This window comes from Nitrosospira sp. NpAV (genome assembly GCF_000832065.1).
Taxonomy (GTDB): domain Bacteria; phylum Pseudomonadota; class Gammaproteobacteria; order Burkholderiales; family Nitrosomonadaceae; genus Nitrosospira.
Genome location: NZ_JXQM01000014.1, coordinates 76159 through 95184, shown reverse-complemented (window position 1 = coordinate 95184; position 19026 = coordinate 76159). Strand labels below are relative to the sequence as shown.

Below are 19026 nucleotides of genomic sequence, written 5' to 3'. Positions count from 1 at the left end.
CTATCTTTGTTATCAACTTAAGAACTAAAAGTTGGCTTTACGTAATGACTTGGGTAGCACGGTCGCTTTGATGAAGCGGCAGGATTACACGGAAAATAGTACCATCCGACTCACTGCTGACCACCTCAAGTTCTCCCCCCAGTTCAGATACATATTCCTTACTTTCAAATACCCCTATACCCATACCTGCTGACTTGGTTGTTTCGAAAGGCTTGAAGAGCTTTTCACGGATGAATTCTTCGCTCATGCCGTGTCCTGTGTCTTTTATTTCAATTATCGCGAAACCTTTTTCTCCTCTCAACCCAACCCGAACCTGGCCGTCTCGCGGAGTCGCCTCGATTGCATTCTGTATGAGATGACCTATGACGCGCTCGAGACGCGACGAGTTGGCATATACCGCAAGGCTGGAGTCCAGTACTTCAAGAACTGGCTTGGGCTCGGCAATGGATTTACTCTTTACCGCCTCTTGTAGTAATCCGTCAATGAACAGGGGTGCAGCTTTCTCCGAAGAGTCGTCACTACTTAATTTCTCTAGAAGGCGCTTCATTTTCTGAACGGACAAGTATACCGTTTCGATCATATCCTTTTGAAATTCAGGATTTCTTTTATGCTTCTCGGCATTGGAAAGCAAAAGCGATAACTGGGAAACCAGATTCTTCAGATCGTGTACGACAAAGGTTGACATACGATTAAAGGATTCGAATTGACGCGCCACCAGCAACGCATTGGCCGCTTCGTGTTGCGCAAGATAACTTGCCGCCTGGTTACCGGCAACCTTGAGCAGGTCACTCACTTCCCAGTTAAGTTTTACACTGCTTCTGGGCTCCGCCAGCACGACAAAGCCAAACAATTTCCGGTGCTGAATCAGCGGCACCACCAGCCATGCCTTGGGAATGGCTTGCAACCATTGAGGTAAAGTGATTCCCGAGTACTTTTCCGGATTGGTCGCATATTCCTCCAGCTCGATGACCCATTCCTTATACTCCAGAAACTTGCAGAATGAACTGTTAACGGGCTCCAGTCCGCTGGCCATGGGCATATTCCAATGGGTCACGGGCTCGCAATTGCCGGATTCCCGGCTGATCCACAGGCCGCCGCCAGGACTTTCCACCAGTTGGGCCAGGGCCTGGATTACACGTTCGCCCAGTGCATGTTCGCCCATCGAAAGCGTGCGCGTAAAATGCAGCCATTCTTCTCGATAGTCGTAGTTGTAGCTGAAAAAATGCTTGCTGATGGAAACCCTGAGCCAAGAGCGTATGGTACCGGAGAACAGCACCAGCAATAGCAAGACCACCGCGCCAAACAGGAAAGTGACCTGCATGACGGTGCCCCAGCTTCCGCCAAAAAAACGGAGGTAATAACCGGCTGCAGCCATGGTCAGTAAATACATGGCGGCACCAAACAGTGCAGCCGAATAGAATAGGATGCGGCGCGACACCGTAATACCCAACGACCATTGTGGATTTCGTGCAGCCGATACGGCAATAAGCGGAACAACCAAGGCGTTGACTATCCCGCGCGCCGCCCAAATCTCGGGGTTCACATGCTTGAGCAGCAATGCATCGCTGTACAAATAAAAATCATAGGCAAAAATCGCACCGATACCGAGACAGGCAAATTTTATTCCCCATCGCTGTTTTATCGGCGTATTTCTATAGAGCTGTTCCACCAGAATCATGCCAACGACTGCCATTGCCACGCTTCCAACGATGCTATTACTAAAATCCATGGTTTGATGGGACGATGGATTGAAGTCTCCATGAGCGTAGAACGCCACGCCAAGGCATGCCAGATAGAGTGCTGCGATAACCGCTAAAACCGGTCTAATCCTGGAGACTGAAGAGGACTCCACTTGGCGGAAAGGTCCAAGCAGCAATATCAGAAAAGCGGACCACCCTGCGTTTCTGAGGATCTCCACGACATCCGTCAGGAGTGAAAGGGAAGGGGGGCGACTTGCCTGATAAGCAAGGGTTGCCGCCCAAAGGGCGGAAAACACGCACGCGACCGGTAGTACGATTCCGTGTAACCGGCCCCGCCAGCGGGTTAACAGGAGCATGGCCAAAAGAAAATATGCCGCCGCCGACACTGAGTAACTGGCTGTCGCGATACTGGTCAGCATGGTCTATTGCCGCGCCCGAGAATCATCTCCCGCCCTTGCCGAGCACAACAACCTCGACGGTATCTATCAGGATTATGACGTCAAGGAACAAACTGTGGTTCTTCACATAATACAAATCATACTGAAGCTTTTCGATTGCATCTTCCAACGAGGCCCCATACCCATAGCGAACTTGGGCCCATCCTGTTATCCCCGGCTTGATGCTGTGCCTTACATTGTAATAAGGAACTTCCGTGCAGAGCTGGTTTACAAAATAGGGTCTTTCCGGACGAGGACCAACAAAACTCATTTCGCCATTCAAGACATTGAATATCTGAGGAAGCTCATCAATTCTCAGTTTCCGGATAATCCTGCCCACGCGGGTTGTTCGGGGATCGTCTGCCGCCGCCCATTGGGGTTTTCCGCTCTTCTCCGCGTCATTTCTCATACTGCGAAACTTTAGAACCATGAAAGTTCTCCCGCCTTTTCCGACTCTCTCCTGCCGGTAAAATACAGGTGCGCCGTCCTCAATAAGAATGCAGAGGGCGGTAACAAGCATGACAGGTAGCGTGATAAGCAGAAGAAGTCCGCTTGCGATCAGATCGAATGCACGCTTAATGCCCGATCTAAGAGGACTCTGATCGAACCCCCCACCAAAAACCAGCCAGCTTGGATAAAGGGAATTTACCCGGATTTGACCTTGTTCGCGCTCGAAAAAAGCGGCCGAATCCGTTACTTTAATTCCATTCAGCTTGCATTCCAGCAGATCCTGGATAGGAAAGCCGCCGCCACGCCGTTCCTGAATCGCGATAACGATTTCCCTTGCATTGTATCGATTAACCAAGGATATCAAGGGTTCCACCCTCGGTAAAACAGCGGAAGACGGCACGTGGAGCTCTTCATCCGACAATGGAACAAAACCGATGATTTTGAATCCCCTGTGGTGAGGATCTTTTTTAGTCTGGTCAACGAATTCCTTTGCCCTACTGCCTATGCCTAACACAATGGCCTTCGACTCCAGAATTCCCAGGCTCGACCACTTAAGAAAAGCCGCTCGCGTCAGAAGAATCCCTGACAAAGCAAGAAGCATCACCAGCCCTAATATCCCACGACCGGAATAAAGATCGGGCAGCAGATAAAAAATCAGGGTCATGATTCCGAATCCCAGCAGCATCGACGGCATGAGACGGAATAAGGTGTCTTTAATATCCGGCCGGGAATCCAGTTGATACATCCCCATTGCCGCCATACTCAAGATCATGACGGAAGTGAAAGTGCCCGCCACAAGAAACAGGGAGGAGAGGGAAAAAGGCAACGACTCGATTTGACTAACGAAACGAAGCCCCGTACCCAGATAAAAAGCAATCATCAGCACAAAAACCTCTGTACTGATAAGCAAGACTGTAGTTCTGGAAATGTAATGATTATAAATACGAAGCAATTTTGACCCTCCTGGCGCCTGTGGACGATAGGCACCGCTGCCGCATTCTGGTGTTCTTATTACCTAGCCGCGAAATAGTACCTGGCGCGTGACCCGCTAGCAGGCACAGGCATAAGGTTCAACTTTGCAGTGTAGGATACGCCAATCCGGGAATTTCTGAATCTTGCTGCACCTGCCCGTCATGCAAAAGAGTGGTTAATGCATACTCTGAATAAATCCGAGCGGATTTTTCCTTCAGAAACTGTTTAACCCAGACAATCCTGTTCGGCGGCTCGTGCATTTTTTAGAACTGCGCAACTATCCTATATGTGCACGATTCTGATCTGGGGATAACTTCCTTTAAGGAACAGCTGCCAGGATTAACCCTCTTTGCGTCAGACCATATTCGCATCATATCAATTTCACCGGCAAGAACAATTGGACTTTAGTACGCCAATCGAGAAATGGGTAAATTGAACCAGAATATGCCTCAGATATCCGTTGGACGGCTCTCTCCCAACCAGCAAAACTGTCTCGCAATCTGTCCGCCATCATCTCGCGCTCTAATGAATTCCGGGTTGAAGAATTTCTGCAATCCTTATTTCTTCACCGGCAGCACGACCATCCAGCAATGATGGGAATGAGTGACGCTAAAACAGGGCTTGTCGGAACGGCAAAGCAGCTTAAAAATTAGAGAAGCTCGGATATTTGAAGGCCGGACACGCGAATACGGACCGGAAAATGAAGGACCCGGTATTATATTAGTGTCCTAAACTCGCCGGATCCGGGGGTGGCATGGAACCCTTCACGATTAACGCCAGTTTCAGCCGATCAGCAACGTCCAGCTTACGAAAAACCTCCGTCAAATGGGCCTTCACCGTGCGCTCGGTAATGTCTAACCGCCGTGCAATTTGTTTGTTGGATTCGCCGTCTCCCACAAGCGTGGCGATTTCATATTCACGCCGCGTAAGATTTGCAAGCAAATCGCTGACAGCTTGCTTGATTTTGTTCTTCTCCTGCGTAATCATCACCAGTTCGTTCAGGAGATGCCAGCTGAGTGTTCGCCGAATCCACAATTCACCTTGCTGAACAGCTTCAACAACGCTTTTAAGCTGCTCCGGCTCAATATCAGCTCTGCAACAACCTCTTATACCCGTCCTGAATAACCCCCATTCGATCTCATCGGAAATGGCAGGGCTCAAAATAATTACCTTGGTGTCCGGATTCAATTTCATCAGACCTGAAATGCCATTCGGGCCATCCAGCTTAGGTAAATTATGATCAAGCAGGAGAACTTGCGGCTTTATCCGTACCAATTCACCCCTGACCGAATCGAGATTGGTTGAACAGAAAACAGGAGCAAGACCACGTACACCCTGCTCCCAGCGGAATAGGTCATCCTGAGATGGACTCGCAAGCAAGATCAAGTATGTCTCCCATCATCAATATTCATGATTAGTGCAATACCTTGTCCATCATTTTAGCAAGCATTTTGCGTGTCACCCAGATCTCGCCTTTATCCACCACACGCACAGCCTTTAAAAAATAGAATGGATCCGCTTCATGGTTCAAACAACCGCGCGCGCCATTAGCCAGTGCCTCTAAAATCTGCTCATCTTGCGCCGATTTATCGGTTAATAACACCACAAGTGTCTCGGGACATGCCCGCTGTAAAGCCCCTAACAAAGCAAAATCCCATTCGGTAGACTGATCGAAATTGATAAAAAGAATACGGGGTCTGAGCTGACTGATTCTTGCAACCACTTCTTCGATTGTTGTCATGTCCGCATCTGACTCAAGCTGATGGTCAATCGACGCATCACTTCCATCTGGCATAACATTTGTAAGTAACTTGATGCCTTGCCCGCCTCGCAGGGATTGTTCCAGTTTTGCACGTCTTCCCGGGTTTGTATCGGCGATCGCTACAGTAACTGTTTGCATGATTTCTCCTTCCCGCTCATTCATCATTATTAAAGGCAGTTAAGCCAGTTCCATTTTTTACCGCTGTTAACTTCCAAGCCATTTTCGTTCCAATCAATGAGGAAACGGCCTCTAACGCTTTCGACAATGATATCGTACCTTATACCTGAGATTTAATAGCCGGCGAATCAAAAGACTACACCGGTCAAATTAATTATAAAAGCTAAAAGCAACTTTTCGGATTCAAGCTCGGATTTTTCATTTATTGCTGTTTGCGCAGTAATAGGTCACGAATGTAGTTTCCGGGAATAGCATAGGTTATGCCACTGGGGTTGCTGAGCGCCGCTTCTTTTCTACCCTTTACGAATACCATGTTAACGACGCCGTATACAACCCCGGTTACGGGATCGTAAAGTGGACTCCCGCTGCTACCCGGATAGGCGGTGCCATCTAGCTGAAATACCACATAAGCAGTTTTTTGCAGCTGTCCAATCAATTTTGCATTGAGTTGCCTTGAGTTATGCGCGGGTAATACAATCGGCGTAATCGAGGAAACCATGGCCCGATGCGTGACTGGATAGAATCCCAGAATCATGCCAATTGGAAATCCTGTGAAAATCAGGGTCTGCCCTTCCCGAACCTTGCCGGCATCGCCAATCTCCATGGCCGGTAAAGCTGCACCGCTGATTCTCAGCAAAGCCAGATCATGCTCCTTATCGACCGTAACGATAGTCGCCTCTCTGAGTTCCGGCTCTTTTCCCTTGCCGGTAATTACCGTGTATGACTCCTTGTTTGCGATGTCCAGCACCTCAGGAACGACATGAGCACTGGTAATTACATGAAGACCATCGTCCAGCACAAAACCGGTGCCCAATATATTAACCGGTGGTGAGCGTGTCCTTTGAACGGTTCCTACCCCAACAATCGATGGCTTGATGTGTTCGATAGTCTTGACAACGTCAGCCGCCCGGAGTGGGGAAGCGAACGCTAGCCCAAAAATTGCAAAGCTTTTGATACAGTTGAAGATGAAGGACAGGAACGCGCGCGAGGCATTCATAGTCTTTTAATCCAAATTCGGTGCTTGACTACTTATTTTGCAATTTTGTGCGATGATCCACAAATATTTTTTACGCCACCTGATCTTCATCTTTTTGATAAGTTCGTTGCGGAACGGATTGCGCGGCTTTGCAACACATGGTTTGCATTACAATTCCAATGACCATCCATGTCTTTGCGCCTTGACTGCACTTCAAAACGATGCACTTCAATCCGTCCAACCGCTGAATCTAGGCATAAACCCACTCCTTTCGGAGTCTATTTTCTTGGATGCGAGACCAGGATTACTTGCAACCTTCCATCTTATAGATGAAATAACCATCCTTGTTAATTGCATCGGCAACATTATTGGGCGCGCTTTGGCTGTGGCAAAAACTACATTCCTTACTGGTCACCGTCGCATCGCCTTCACCGATTGAAGTCAGCCACTGCTTTGCATACTCGACCGCCTTTTTATCGTCCTTTACCGCTGTAAATACATCAAAATGCATGGTGTGACCGTCTTTTGCTTTGACATAAGTGTCATATACATGAATTTCCATAGCAATCCTTTGGTGGTTAGGGGAATTTGGGGGAAGAGTTAAGATATTCTCAAATAATCCGAATAGATTAACCCATAGACTATCACGGCGGCGAAAAAAGTGAAATGCGGACGCTTTCCAGTAAGGCGTCGCCGAATCCCGGCATGGCTGAGCGCCTAATAGTTCCAATTCATCATGTTTGTCACAAAACTGTTATAAAACCGCAATAAAACCGACATTTCTCTCCACTATTCTCGACGGTTCAGTTTCATAAACAACCGGAAAGAGAGTGATCAGATGAAATTATCCAAGCTTGCCGTAGCAATGGCTGCCATTTTAGGCGCGGGTGTGTCCTCCGGGGTCTATGCCATCGACTTGTATGTCGACACCAAAACTGAACAAATTTATGCAAAACCCGGGCCTGGGCGGGTCCACATGGGTTCTTTTGTGAGACAGGATGCGGCGGCGAAGGCATCAGACAAGGCGGCGGATAACACCGCGGATAAGACAACAGAAATCGCCGCGGACAAAACCAGCGCGGAGGAATTAACCGCGGTTCGCAGGGATATCGAATTGAAGGCCAAGATGATGGGGGCACGGCTTACCAGCGATCTTGCGTCGCTCGAAGAACGGGTCAAGGAAAACGAGAAAGTTCACATTGAGTTTCATGAGGGCGCTCCGCATTTTGCAAGTAAAGACGGTAATTTTACGTTTGCGATCAATGGCCGGATGCAAGCGGCTTCGCAATATAACTTCATCAATGATGTTTTACCCGCCACGGGCAGCAACCTGCCTAATGAATTGAATAGTGGCATGACGCTTCGTCGTGCCCGTTTGGGTGTTGAAGGCACTTTTTACAAGATCTGGGATTACAAATTCGAGTATGACTTCAGCCGGGGCAATGGTTCGGTGGAGTCCGGCATAACCGATGCTTTCGTGCGCCTGAATGTAAACAAGCCATTTTCGGTAAAAGTCGGCTCATTCAAGGAACCCTTCAGCCTGGAAGAGGCCGCCAGCAATCGCTTTCTCACGTTTATTGAGCGTCACATGTCGGTCAATTCGTTCGTTGACAATCCCAACACCTATAAAACCGGTATAGGCGCCAACTATGCGGTTCCGCGGTTCCAATTTGGAGTGGCTTTTCAGACCGAACCGGTTGGAGCCTGGTCCGCCGCATCCACCACCGTCAATGCCGCCGGTAACAATAGCCGCAACAATGGAGCAGGTGACTCCGGCTGGGAAGGTATCGGCCGGATAACGGGAAGACCGTGGATGGAGGATGAAACCAAATTTTTGCATGTGGGTATTTCGGCGGGGCACACCCGCGTTAATACGCAATATCAGGCGGATGGCACGATCAATGTAGGGCCCAATCAAACCGGCGGGGGTGGCGGAATGGCGTTTTTTGCCTTTCCCGGAACGAATGTGGATCGCACCAACGTGCTGAATACCGGCAACCTAAGCATCGGGAACAGAGGCGCGCCAGGCTCGCGCCGGATAGAGAGTTACGACCGCTTCGGTGCGGAGGGCTGGCTGGTTCACGGCCCCTTTTCGGCCCAGGCGGAGTATTTGCGAACCAATATAAATGGGCAGGGCTATGACGGCGAGCATTTTACCGGTTATTATGGTTTTCTCAGTTACTTTTTAACCGGCGAATCCAAAGCCTACCACGTCAGAAATGGCGCCGCGAATCGAATAAAGCCCAAACAGAATTTTCAATGGAGCGGTTCGGGCTGGGGAGCTTGGGAAATAGCCGGCGGTTATGATTATATTAATCTGAATAGCGGGGTAGTGAGAGGAGGAAAAATGGATATGGTCAGGTTTGGCTTGAACTGGTATCCCCACACGCATGTCAAAATCCAGAACAACATTACCTACGTCTTGAACGTGGATACAAGCGGATCTCCCATCGCTCGTACCGCCGGCTTCAATAACGCCGATTTGAGCTCCTTCCTGACACAGGTTCAAGTCGATTTTTAAGACAGCAGGACTGTCACGTCCAAAACGAGCCTAGCCTGAGGAGGTTTCCGACCGATACCCGGAAATCTCCTCAAAATCAAAGTAATCTCTATCTGAGCGAGAATTCCACGCGGCTACCGGATTTCTTGCCACCGGCTTCAGCCCCGACTTTGGGTTCAAGTAAAAATACCCGGTCACCGGGCACACCGCCCTGCTCGATCAGCCAATCGCGCGCGGCCACGGCACGACGCTCGGCAAGGTCCCGCATCTCGTTGTCGCCGGCATTGATGTTAGCCAGCATCAATTGCTCCATTTCCGGCACCGGCAGGCTTTTCGTAAGCCCCACTACATTTTTTGGTTTGGCAAATTTTTCTTCCTTGTAGGCAAGTGTCAGATATTTGGCATATTCCTCAGGTTTCAGCTCGATTTCCTCCAGCGGACCGCTCGTCTCACCTTTTTTTACATTTTCCGACAGTTTTTGGGCCTTGATCTTGCGCTCAAGTATCGTGCGTTTCAGCGCCTCGGGATCGTGTTCCGGATCGGTCCTGCCCGTAATTTCGAGCTTGAGTGCCGGCCGGTCTGTCAGTGCCTTGGATAATGTTTGGAGGCGTTTTTCTGCTTCAGGTGTAATTTGCGCCAGGCCGGATGAATAGTCTATCGCCGACATCTCTTCACCATCACCGAGGATTGAGCCAAGCAACGCAAAAGGAGCGGTGGCTGCCTTGGTAAGCAGGTTGAGGATAACCTTTACAATAAGTCCGCCAATACTGAATTGCGGATCGTTGATAGACCCGCTGATCGGCAGATGGACATCGATTTCACCATGTCTGTTCTTCAGCAACGCCAAAGCAAGGTTTATCGGGATCGACAGTGCGTCCGGACTTTCAACTTTCTCGCCCAGAGTCAGCTGGTCAAGAAAAACGTTGTTTTCGGCCCTCAGCTCACCTTTCTCGACATGATAATGAATATCGACCGATAACTTGCCCTTCTCGATAGCGTAACCGACATACTTGCCCGAATATGGGCTGAAAGTCGGCATATCGATACCCTTCGCCGTTGCAGCGATATCGAGATAGAGCTCGCTGCCTAGGGTATCGATCTTACCGGCAATTTTCAGCGGTGCTGTTTTGTCCACTGTTCCGCGAATGTCAATTTCTCCCGGCTTTTTTGGATCCAATGGCCCCACGCGCCCGGCGAGACCCGTTAAATTTGCTCGATAATTGGGTTTGATGAACTGATCGTTGAAAATAATATTCCCACCCTGCATCATTATGCGGCCGATATGAACAGGCGTGGGTTTGGCTGCCGGTGCCGGTGCCGGCAACGTGGAGGAAGGGGTGTTCTGGTCCGCGGTGGATGGAGCAGCCGATACAGTTTTGACAGGCGGACCACTTTTATCATCTTGCCCGACAACGTCCTTGAGATTGAGTTTGCCCTCCGAAGAAAGTATGACATAAGCAAAGAAATCGGCAATCGCGACGGAATTGATATTGACGCGCATGGGTTCATTGACGAACTCGATACCGTTAATGTCGAGACTTCGCCAGCGCATGAGATCCGTCGCGGTCACCTTGTCGAGTACGTTAAAGTTGGTAAATCGGGTGTCGCCGTTCAATGCCACTTTCAAGGGCGACCCGTCCATCTTGACCTTGCCCTGGAAAGATGCCGCCCCACGTGTGAGCAGGGCCTTCAGCCGGTCGCCGGCCCACCCCTGCAGCGCGACAAGGTCTATATCTTTGGCATCTACAGCGAGATCAATCGCTAACGGTGCCCAGGCCAGGGAGCCATTTGTTTCAAGGCTGCCCTTCTGATTTACCGAGGCTTTTAACGCCAGCTTCAGTGGCTTGGCGCCGGTGAGATCAATATCGTCCACCGTCAAATCCAGCGGATCAACCACCATTGGCGCGACTTTTGTCAACGTGCTGTCTTCAAAACGCAATGCCGAGGCCACCAGCTTCAGTGTTCCAAGCCGGGCCGCCCATGGCTTGCCGGGGGCTTCCACCTCGACAGGTGTCGCTACCGGTATAGCCTTCCCGGGAGCCGGCGCAAAAAGTTTTGCCAGATCGAGACGGCCATCGGTTTCCCGACGCATTGACGCTTTAAATCCGTCGAACGTGACCGTGCCAACCATAACGCTCTGCTGCGCGGAATCGATCGTGGCGTCTTCCACGCTTAGTTTCGGCAGGTTCAGTACCGCCTCTGAATCACTCTTGCGGATCATTGCGGCATCCGCCAGAACCAGTCCGGCAAGCGAGGGCTTCTGGCCATTCAGATTGATCTCGGTCAATTTGACGTCGAGCCGGTCGAATTTTGCGGCATAGGGTGCTTCCACCGCCTGATTTTCGATCTCGAATTTGCGCAGCGCCGCGTTGCCTGCCAGAACCATGCTTGGCGGTTCACCATCCACCTGGGAGAATGTCAGTAACAAATCACTGTCAAAGCGTCCGGAAAGCAAGCTGATGCCAACCGGAATCGGCGAATACTCGTCGATCCGGGTCAGATCGATATCGTTGAGCTTGAGTTCAAGTGTCGCTTCGCGATTCTTGGTAAAAGGACGCACCTTGCCGTCGAGAACAAGCGGCGCGCCATTGATACGGGCACTGAAATGCGGCTCAACCCAGGCTTTCTCATCACTCTCAAAATTAGCAACGAAGGGTATCCCCACGCGGATTTCTGAAATTTCCTGATGACTGTTCTTGAGCCGGTCGATGAATTCGAAACGACCCCCTTCAATGATGATGTTACTCACTGAAAACATCGATTTACCGCCTTCGTCGGGACGTTTCATGAAATCTTCTATCAAGTCCGTGATGTTGAAACGTTGCTCGCCTTCACGGACTATACGCACCGCCGGCCCTTTCACCGACAAGGCGCTGATCACCGGCGCCCGCCGGGCGATGGAGACGATGCTAAGGTTGGTATACAGTTCGTCGACGGACAGCAAGGCTTTGTCGGCGTCAACACCCTCCGCTTTTTCACCCACGCGGAAACCACGTACCGTCAGTTCCAGTGTATAAGGCTGAATATCGATTGACTGTACCGTCACGGGCCGCTGAACGGCCTCTGATAGCAGCGTTTCGAGTTTGGTCTTGGCGTAACCCGGAAGCCACAAATAACCAAGCAGCCCAAAGAGAATGACGATCGCGGCCAAGATACCGAGACCCGTTCTCAAACGTTTGCCGGAAGCGAAGCGACGGAAAAATGAAGTCATGATCGTACGATTTTCTTGTTGGAATGAGTGATTAGGCAGAGTGCAGGGATAGGAGCCTCAGCCTTTTTGTCTTTTCAACTTTACGCGCAGCGGGAGAATGGGTCAATGACCGCGAAAGGAATCGATGGAGGAGAAGGACTAGGACTTGAGATGACGTGGTGGAAGCAACCTAAAAGTAATCGCGACCAGAAGCGCGAATAGCACATAGACCGTTGTCAGCACCCACTCCGGAACATCGTAGAAGAGGATACGATGCAGCCACCGCTGAATGAAATTACCGCCGGTTTCCGCGCCGCGCAGCGAATCTTCCCATACGGTAAGCGGACACACCATTCCAATGAGGGATTCGCCAACGACAAATAGGATAGCCGCCAGATGCGCAAGCCGAAACCGGAGATTCCGCACAAAACCCCACCTCATCCACGCGCCGATCCAGATTAATGGCAGGCTGCCAACGACGAACAACACAAACACAAAATGAATGATAAGTATGATATCGGCGAGCGGCACGACGGCCCCCCTGATTTATCCGGATTAGCCTAAATCCGGCAGTAGCGAACTCACCAACGAAATGAAGCCCAAGTAACGAAAAATCTCTCTGGATCATACACCAAACTGAAAAATGAGTGACGAACCGCCGGATTCAGAATTATGGGCTTTGTATAAAACCTGCCAGAAACTCATTCGCGAAAATACCACACGCGTGTTTGCTCTTCCGCAACCCCATAAAAAAATAAAAGAATAAGCATATTCGATTAGGTTATTTCGATTTGCTCGCGCCTGCCGGTATAGTTCCCCGCAAATAAATAGGAACGAAACACGGTTTATGAAAATTCGCAACCTGGATCTGACACAAAATCCTATCAATCTGGAACATGAGCAACTTGGGCTTCCCCCGGTTGAGGAACCCATCTCTCATCCTGCGGGAACGCACCCGCTTCTCCGCACCGCGATGTGGTTCATCGTTCTGGTATTAATGGTGTTGATATTGTTTTTGACGGGCCGCTTTTTTCTTTCCAATAATTGGTTGGGTGGCTGGCAAATTATCGGCGAGACGCTCGGCGGGAGCGTCTTCTGGAGCGCGGTGACGGTGGGATTTCTTGCCCAGGTTGTGGATGGCGCCTTGGGCATGGCGTATGGCGTTACGGCGACCACATTTCTGCTGGCAACGGGTGCCAGTCCAGGGGCGGCGAGCGCCAGCGTTCACATTGCGGAGATATTCACAACCGGAGTTTCGGGCCTCGCTCACGCCAGATTCGGCAATGTGAATAAACAGCTGTTTATACGCTTGCTGGTACCGGGTATTTTGGGCGGAATATTAGGGGCTATTCTAGTGACCCAGATCGACGGTGCCATGTTCAAGCCATATATCTCCGCTTATCTATTAATATTGGGAATATACATCCTGAGCAAAGCATTTCGCCCGCTTAGTTTGCGTACGCGAGCCCCAAGGCATGTGGGAAAGCTCGCATTATTTGGCGGATTCGTCGACGCGGCTGGTGGAGGCGGCTGGGGACCTGTGGTAACTTCAACCTTGGTAAGTTCGGGTAACGATCCACGAACCACCATCGGCTCAGTCAATTTCGCTGAATTCTTTCTGACATTGACAAGTGCCGCAGTGTTTACGCTGTTAATGGAAACCGACACATGGCCTATCATCGTGGGCTTGGTATTCGGAGGTCTTTTTGCCGCACCATTCGCGGCGGTGCTGTGCAGGAAACTTCACGCACGGACATTATTAATACTGGTGGGTACGTTGATCATCATTACAAGTCTTTACAATCTTTCCCGGGCGATTGCGGTATAGGCAAGACAGCTAACCTTAAAAGGCAGTCAGAGCGGGGTGATAGCGAGGCTGCATTGCAGCTGACGGTAAACTGCGACCTTCACAACCGGTCCTTGATTAAGTTAGAATAAACGCCGTTGTTCACATCATTCCAGGATTGAATTTCAAATTTTTGTGGCAGAAGGCACTTCTTACTCATTGATACAAGTACTTTTAGTACGCAATGGCCATAAAACCATCTTCACAAAATTCCCACATCCACACAATGTTTTCTTGACATGTATTATGTTAGTTTTCTAGCGTGAACTCATTCTTGGTATTTTTAAGTTTATATACGTAGGCGCCGAAGGCAGCATTAGGCTATGAGGAAGTAACGGGGGTTAAATTTCCCGCTCTTTAATGAAATTTTTTGATATCAAATAATATAGAAGGGGAAAATCAGGTGCTGAATAAAATACGTATCTCAACAGCATTGGTGCTATCAAGCTTAGCACTTTCAGGTCCAGCCACTGCTCAACAGTTTGCCGATGATGTGCAGGATTTTGCAGTATGGGGCAACGTCACGGCTACAGGAAGTTTTAGCGCTCTCAACCCAAACAACCCTACCTTGGCAAAAGTCAAGTGGTGGGCGGAAGGACAGGGACGCTTTGCCGACGATGCATCGAAATTTTCCCAAGCTATCGTACGTCCTGGCGTAGGGTACCAGCTCACCGAAACTACCAGTGTGTGGGTAGGGTATGCTTGGACACCGACCACTACTCCCTATGTCAAGAATACATACGATGAGCACCGTGTCTGGCAACAAGTGATATGGAGTGATAAATTTTCATGGGGGAGACTTAGTGCCCGTGGTCGTCTGGAGGAACGTTTTGTCCCCGATCATATAGGAACATCGGCCAACCCAGGGGATCCATCGCCCTCAAATTCGACGATGGCCGCACGTTATCGCCAATTGGTAAAAGCATCGATCCCACTCTCATTTGCGCCAGGCTTCAGCTACGTAATCCAGAATGAAGCTTTCGTGAGCCTTAACGATACTGATTGGGTTCCGCGGAGAGGTTTCGATCAAAACCGGTTCTTTACGGGGCTTGGCTATTCCTTCACTAAGCAAATTACAGGTGAAGTGGGTTATATGAATCAATATATTATCCGAAGGGGAGCCAATTATATGGGACATATTTTGTCGGTTAACCTACTTATGAATTTTTGAACGTTGTTTTCAGCATAACCCTCAAAGAGAGAGGAAGTTTGTTCTTCCTCTCTCTTTGTACTTATTAAACTTATAACCCTAGCTTCGTCCACTTCCTCCGCGTAGAAATTGCGGTTCGTAGAATTCGCCTGTTGTGGAAAAATATTCCGGCAGGACTGGCATCTTAAATGGGTACACTTTTATGAATTCATATGTATCCACAGTTACTACTTCCATCAAAAAACACAGATAAAAGAACCCCAGTCACGCTGCGGGGGTGGGTTCTGTTGATGCTTCTGGTATCACCGAATCTGCCTGCCGGAAGCTTACCTGATCCAGATGGTTACGATCAGTGTCTTCAGGAATCCATGAAGGGAATAACCAGCGATCGCGCTGCCGCCATTGCCATGCGCGCTTGCCGCAAGGAATCGTCGGAGGATAAGGTCACCGAAGCCGACCTCCCCACCGGTGCTTTCAGTAAGCTGGTCACCCATGCCGGATTTGGTTACGGCACTTTTAGCGGCAGTATTTACAACGGCAATGGTGATTATACGGTCACCCAAGTCACCGTTCTTATCACACCCATGGAACCAGGAAAAGGAACCTTGGCATCTGTAGACGGCAAGGAATACAATATTGAATTAACCGTGCAACCGCTTAGCAAAGGCGCACTTTCGATGTTGATTCCGTCGGACAATACGCTGGAATATTCATGGAAGGTGGTAAAGGCACGCGGCTATAAAACCCGATAATTTTACAAAACAGCTATCTCTACAGCAGCGGCTTGATCATGGATTCAAGCTTGCTGTGACTGAGGCGGCCCAATTTAGTACCAATGATATTGCCGCTGCGATCGATAACGACGGTAAAAGGCAGCGCCCCCTGGCGGTTTCCTGCCGCCCCAGCCAGATTGATGGCGTTCATATCGCCCACCAGTACCGGATAATTGATGCCAATCTCCTTACTAAAAGCCGCCGCTCTTTCTTGCTGATCCACGGCAATACCGATAAACACCAATCCCTTACTGCTGAATTTTTCCTGGAGCTCAATGAACTCAGGAATTTCATCGCGGCACGGTTCACACCAGGTCGCCCAGAAGTTGATCACCATAACGTTGCCACGCCATTGTGAAATGGATTGATTCTTGCCCTGCAAATCGGGCAAGGTCGCCGCAAGTAACGCCTCGGCTCCCCCATTTCCAGCAGATTGAGGATCACTGGTTAGCTGGGCCCGCAACAATAAACCAGCCGTCACCGCCATTATTGCAATACCCATGTACATGATCATCTGCTGCGATTTCGTCATTTAACATAAATCCGATAGTTGTAGGGAATTCACTTTAGGGGTAAAAGCCAAGTGATACCAAAAGTCTTTTTAATCATAGCACTAAACGGGAAAAATGAACGCTCGACCCATGGACATGCCCTAGCGTTTCTTGCCATCGACCCGGATTATGCAGATATAAGGCTACCCGGGAAACACGCAAATACGCCTTGTAGAATTGACAAGAAAAACGGGATCCATCGACACTAAATCAATATGGCATCAAGTACCGAGAGAAACCTTTCTGCATCCTGATATCCAATGAGCCTGATGCGTGGAATTTCACGACCCTGACGATCGATAAACAGGATACCGGGAGGGCCAAATAGCTTGAAACGTTTCAGAAGTGCCGCATCATCAGGTGTACCGGCGGTAACATCAACCTGCAGCAATACAACGTCTTTCAGCCGGGACTGCACTTTCTCATCGGTAAATGTGAAGCGCTCCATTTCTTTGCAAGAAATGCACCAGTCTGCATAAAAGTCCAGCATCACATATTTGTCCCGCGCCTGGAGAATATGCTGTTCAAGTTCTGCTACCGACTTTACACGCTGAAATGGTAAATGCCCCGCTTGGACTATGCTCTTCTTGGTTCCACTCGCATCAACATTCGAAACATTCAGTTTTGAAAGTGGCTGCAAAATGTCACGGCTGCCGGATAAAACACCTATCAGCAGGGCAACACCCGTCAGGAGCGCGATCATGCCCAGGCCTTTCAGAAATTTCCGAACGCCGGAAGCATCAGGCCGCAGCGGGTCAACAGCATGCAAATAAATGGCTGAGACGATCAATAGTGCCGCCCACAATAACATATGTGCCACCGCCGGGATTACCGGGGATATCAGCCATATAGCTACTCCGAGCAGCAATACCCCAAAAAAATGTTTGACGGACTCCATCCAGGGCCCCGCTTTGGGCAAAAGCACACCGGCGGATGCGCCCAGCAATAATAGCGGCACGCCCATGCCCAAGGCCATGACGAATAACGCCGAGCCACCCAGCACCACGTCCCGGGTCTGGCTGATGTAAAGCAACGCGCCAGCCAGCGGGGCGGCAACACACGGTCCGACAATTAATGCGGACAGCGCCCCCATACCAAACACCCCTGTCAGTTGTCCCCCCTTTAAATGCCCGGCCTCCTCGGAGAGTTTGCTTTGAAGAAAAGTGGGTAATTGCAATTCGTAGAAACCAAACATGGAAAAAGCCAGTGTCACAAAAACCAGCGCAAATGTGCCCAGAACCCAGGCATTTTGCAAAGCCGCGGAAAGCATCGCACCGGAAAGTCCGGCTGCAACGCCTGCGGCGGCATAGGTAATTGCCATACCCATGACGTAGGCTAACGATAAAATGAATCCGCGGGTCTTGGTAATATGCTCACCCCGTTTGGCGATAATGCCCGATAGAATGGGAAACATCGGAAAGACGCAAGGCGTGAATGAGAGAAGCAGGCCGATGCCGAAGAAACCGGTCAGAATCAGCCAGAAGTTGCCGCTCTCGAACATTCGCTCTATTCTGAGAGACTCGGTCTCAATCGCGGGAGATGCCGGGGACGCAAACAACTCCGAGGCGGCGTCCGGTTTAGCGGCTGAAAAAGGTGCTGCCGCCACGGCATCATTGCTTACCGCGTTGGCGACGGCTCCCACCGCCGCTTTTGCCATCGGGAGCGTCAGTTCAATCACCTTATTGATAGGCGCATAGCAGACACCTATCGGTTCATTGCAGCCCTGATAAGTGGCGACAAGGGTCAATTTATTGGTTGAGGCCGCGCCCCGCTTCAACGAAATTACCGCTTCGAATGGCTTATGAAAAACCTCTACCTGGCCAAAAGTCAAATCGCTTTTTACCGCTCCCTGGGGGAGCGAGATTTTCTCGATCGATGTTTCAGTGTTTTGAGGCTTGAACGCGACCTTATCCCGATAAAGATAATAGTTTTTTGCCGGCTCGAATTGTGCCACCAGGGTATTCTCGTCGCGCACCTTGACCGTCAGTTTGAAGGCCTGGTCCGGGGGTAATAATTCCTGCTCATCTTGATCAAAACTCGCGCCGAGCTGCTTCAGCCCCGAAAGGAAGCCGGACGGCGTCCTCTCCTCAGCGAACCCGTTTATACTGGAAAAACAGAGTAATAGCAGGAAGTATCGGATCAGGTGCAAGGGTAACCTGGCGGTATTCATTTTTTATCTGAGACTAACGTTTCGTCGGCAATCCACTTCAAATAAGCAGGCAAACCATTGGTTATTGGGACAGCAATGATTTCGGGTAGTTCGTAAGGATGCATCGACTTTATCAACTGCTCCAGCTGGGCGTAATGCTGCGCGAGGGTTTTGATAAGAACCGGCACCTCGCTCACGGTTTCGTTTTCCCCCCGCCAGTGATATACGGAGGTGCAGCTTGCCATCACGTTAACGCAAGCTGCCAAGCGGTGCTCAATCAACCTTTGAGCCAGCGCCATGGCACTCTCTCTATCGGGCAAATTGGTAATAATGAGTATGGATTCCATCGCAGCAGCAGGAAATTTTACTCGCAAACACCATTAAATCATCCCT

General features: G+C 49.9%; 15 protein-coding genes. 4 read left to right on the top strand and 11 right to left on the bottom strand.

The window, feature by feature from the left end:
* Window positions 1-37 precede the first annotated feature (37 nt).
* From prsK to SQ11_RS09855, 6 genes are all read right to left on the bottom strand, one after another.
* Window positions 38-2119 carry an XrtA/PEP-CTERM system histidine kinase PrsK gene (gene prsK / locus SQ11_RS09880; protein ID WP_041513992.1) on the bottom strand — a complete coding sequence of 694 codons (2082 nt, stop codon included), beginning with the start codon at window positions 2117-2119 and terminating at the stop codon, window positions 38-40.
* 22 nt (window positions 2120-2141) lie between these two features.
* Window positions 2142-3497 carry a TIGR03013 family XrtA/PEP-CTERM system glycosyltransferase gene (locus SQ11_RS09875; RefSeq protein WP_232297961.1) on the bottom strand — a complete coding sequence of 452 codons (1356 nt, stop codon included), beginning with the start codon at window positions 3495-3497 and terminating at the stop codon, window positions 2142-2144.
* Window positions 3498-4279: 782 nt separating this feature from the next.
* Window positions 4280-4945: a response regulator transcription factor gene (locus SQ11_RS09870; RefSeq protein WP_041513990.1), complete on the bottom strand. Its 666-nt coding sequence runs from the start codon at window positions 4943-4945 to the stop codon at window positions 4280-4282.
* 28 nt (window positions 4946-4973) lie between these two features.
* Window positions 4974-5459, bottom strand: a complete 486-nt coding sequence (locus tag SQ11_RS09865; protein WP_232297960.1) for a DNA-binding response regulator — start codon at window positions 5457-5459, stop codon at window positions 4974-4976.
* A gap of 241 nt (window positions 5460-5700) precedes the next feature.
* A complete protein-coding gene (locus SQ11_RS09860; RefSeq protein WP_041513989.1) occupies window positions 5701-6495 on the bottom strand; it encodes a serine protease in 795 nt (264 codons plus the stop codon).
* 283 nt (window positions 6496-6778) lie between these two features.
* Complete coding sequence (locus tag SQ11_RS09855; RefSeq protein ID WP_004175790.1) at window positions 6779-7036, bottom strand: DUF2024 family protein; 258 nt, start codon at window positions 7034-7036, stop codon at window positions 6779-6781.
* A gap of 276 nt (window positions 7037-7312) precedes the next feature.
* On the opposite strand from SQ11_RS09855, the gene SQ11_RS09850 reads away from it, so the two are divergent.
* On the top strand, window positions 7313-8995 hold the full coding sequence (locus SQ11_RS09850; protein ID WP_041513988.1) for an OprO/OprP family phosphate-selective porin: 1683 nt from the start codon (window positions 7313-7315) through the stop codon (window positions 8993-8995).
* 88 nt (window positions 8996-9083) lie between these two features.
* On the opposite strand, the gene SQ11_RS09845 is transcribed toward SQ11_RS09850, so the two are convergent.
* Entirely contained in the window at window positions 9084-12185 is a 3102-nt protein-coding gene (locus SQ11_RS09845; protein WP_041513987.1) for a DUF748 domain-containing protein, read from the bottom strand.
* A gap of 138 nt (window positions 12186-12323) precedes the next feature.
* Window positions 12324-12695 carry a DUF2784 domain-containing protein gene (locus SQ11_RS09840; protein WP_041513986.1) on the bottom strand — a complete coding sequence of 124 codons (372 nt, stop codon included), beginning with the start codon at window positions 12693-12695 and terminating at the stop codon, window positions 12324-12326.
* Window positions 12696-13011: 316 nt separating this feature from the next.
* Between SQ11_RS09840 and SQ11_RS09835 the strand changes: the two genes are divergently transcribed.
* The 3 genes from SQ11_RS09835 to SQ11_RS16460 all read left to right on the top strand — a co-directional run bounded on the left by SQ11_RS09835 (window position 13012) and on the right by SQ11_RS16460 (window position 15912).
* Window positions 13012-13992 (top strand): sulfite exporter TauE/SafE family protein, encoded by a 981-nt coding sequence (locus SQ11_RS09835; protein ID WP_041513985.1) that lies wholly within the window; start codon window positions 13012-13014, stop codon window positions 13990-13992.
* A 388-nt stretch (window positions 13993-14380) separates the two neighbouring features.
* A complete protein-coding gene (locus SQ11_RS09830) occupies window positions 14381-15181 on the top strand; it encodes a DUF2490 domain-containing protein (protein WP_232297959.1) in 801 nt (266 codons plus the stop codon).
* A 347-nt stretch (window positions 15182-15528) separates the two neighbouring features.
* Window positions 15529-15912 (top strand): hypothetical protein, encoded by a 384-nt coding sequence (locus SQ11_RS16460; protein WP_156972458.1) that lies wholly within the window; start codon window positions 15529-15531, stop codon window positions 15910-15912.
* A 19-nt stretch (window positions 15913-15931) separates the two neighbouring features.
* On the opposite strand, the gene SQ11_RS09820 is transcribed toward SQ11_RS16460, so the two are convergent.
* The 3 genes from SQ11_RS09820 to cutA all read right to left on the bottom strand — a co-directional run bounded on the left by SQ11_RS09820 (window position 15932) and on the right by cutA (window position 18980).
* Window positions 15932-16465, bottom strand: coding sequence for a TlpA disulfide reductase family protein (locus tag SQ11_RS09820; protein WP_041513983.1), 534 nt, complete (start codon window positions 16463-16465; stop codon window positions 15932-15934).
* A gap of 224 nt (window positions 16466-16689) precedes the next feature.
* Window positions 16690-18654, bottom strand: a complete 1965-nt coding sequence (dsbD, locus tag SQ11_RS09815; protein WP_156972457.1) for a protein-disulfide reductase DsbD — start codon at window positions 18652-18654, stop codon at window positions 16690-16692.
* Window positions 18651-18980, bottom strand: coding sequence for a divalent-cation tolerance protein CutA (cutA, locus tag SQ11_RS09810; protein ID WP_041513982.1), 330 nt, complete (start codon window positions 18978-18980; stop codon window positions 18651-18653). Before cutA ends, dsbD begins: the two co-directional genes overlap by 4 nt.
* Between the last annotated feature and the right edge of the window lie 46 nt (window positions 18981-19026).

Coding starts and splice junctions, on each gene's coding strand:
- prsK (WP_041513992.1), bottom strand. CDS start 2,119: ATGCTGACCAGTATCGCGACAGCCAGTTACTCAGTGTCGGCGGCGGCA.
- SQ11_RS09865 (WP_232297960.1), bottom strand. CDS start 5,459: ATGCAAACAGTTACTGTAGCGATCGCCGATACAAACCCGGGAAGACGT.
- SQ11_RS09860 (WP_041513989.1), bottom strand. CDS start 6,495: ATGAATGCCTCGCGCGCGTTCCTGTCCTTCATCTTCAACTGTATCAAA.
- SQ11_RS09855 (WP_004175790.1), bottom strand. CDS start 7,036: ATGGAAATTCATGTATATGACACTTATGTCAAAGCAAAAGACGGTCAC.
- SQ11_RS09850 (WP_041513988.1), top strand. CDS start 7,313: ATGAAATTATCCAAGCTTGCCGTAGCAATGGCTGCCATTTTAGGCGCG.
- SQ11_RS09845 (WP_041513987.1), bottom strand. CDS start 12,185: ATGACTTCATTTTTCCGTCGCTTCGCTTCCGGCAAACGTTTGAGAACG.
- SQ11_RS09835 (WP_041513985.1), top strand. CDS start 13,012: ATGAAAATTCGCAACCTGGATCTGACACAAAATCCTATCAATCTGGAA.
- SQ11_RS16460 (WP_156972458.1), top strand. CDS start 15,529: ATGAAGGGAATAACCAGCGATCGCGCTGCCGCCATTGCCATGCGCGCT.
- SQ11_RS09820 (WP_041513983.1), bottom strand. CDS start 16,465: ATGACGAAATCGCAGCAGATGATCATGTACATGGGTATTGCAATAATG.
- dsbD (WP_156972457.1), bottom strand. CDS start 18,654: ATGAATACCGCCAGGTTACCCTTGCACCTGATCCGATACTTCCTGCTA.
- cutA (WP_041513982.1), bottom strand. CDS start 18,980: ATGGAATCCATACTCATTATTACCAATTTGCCCGATAGAGAGAGTGCC.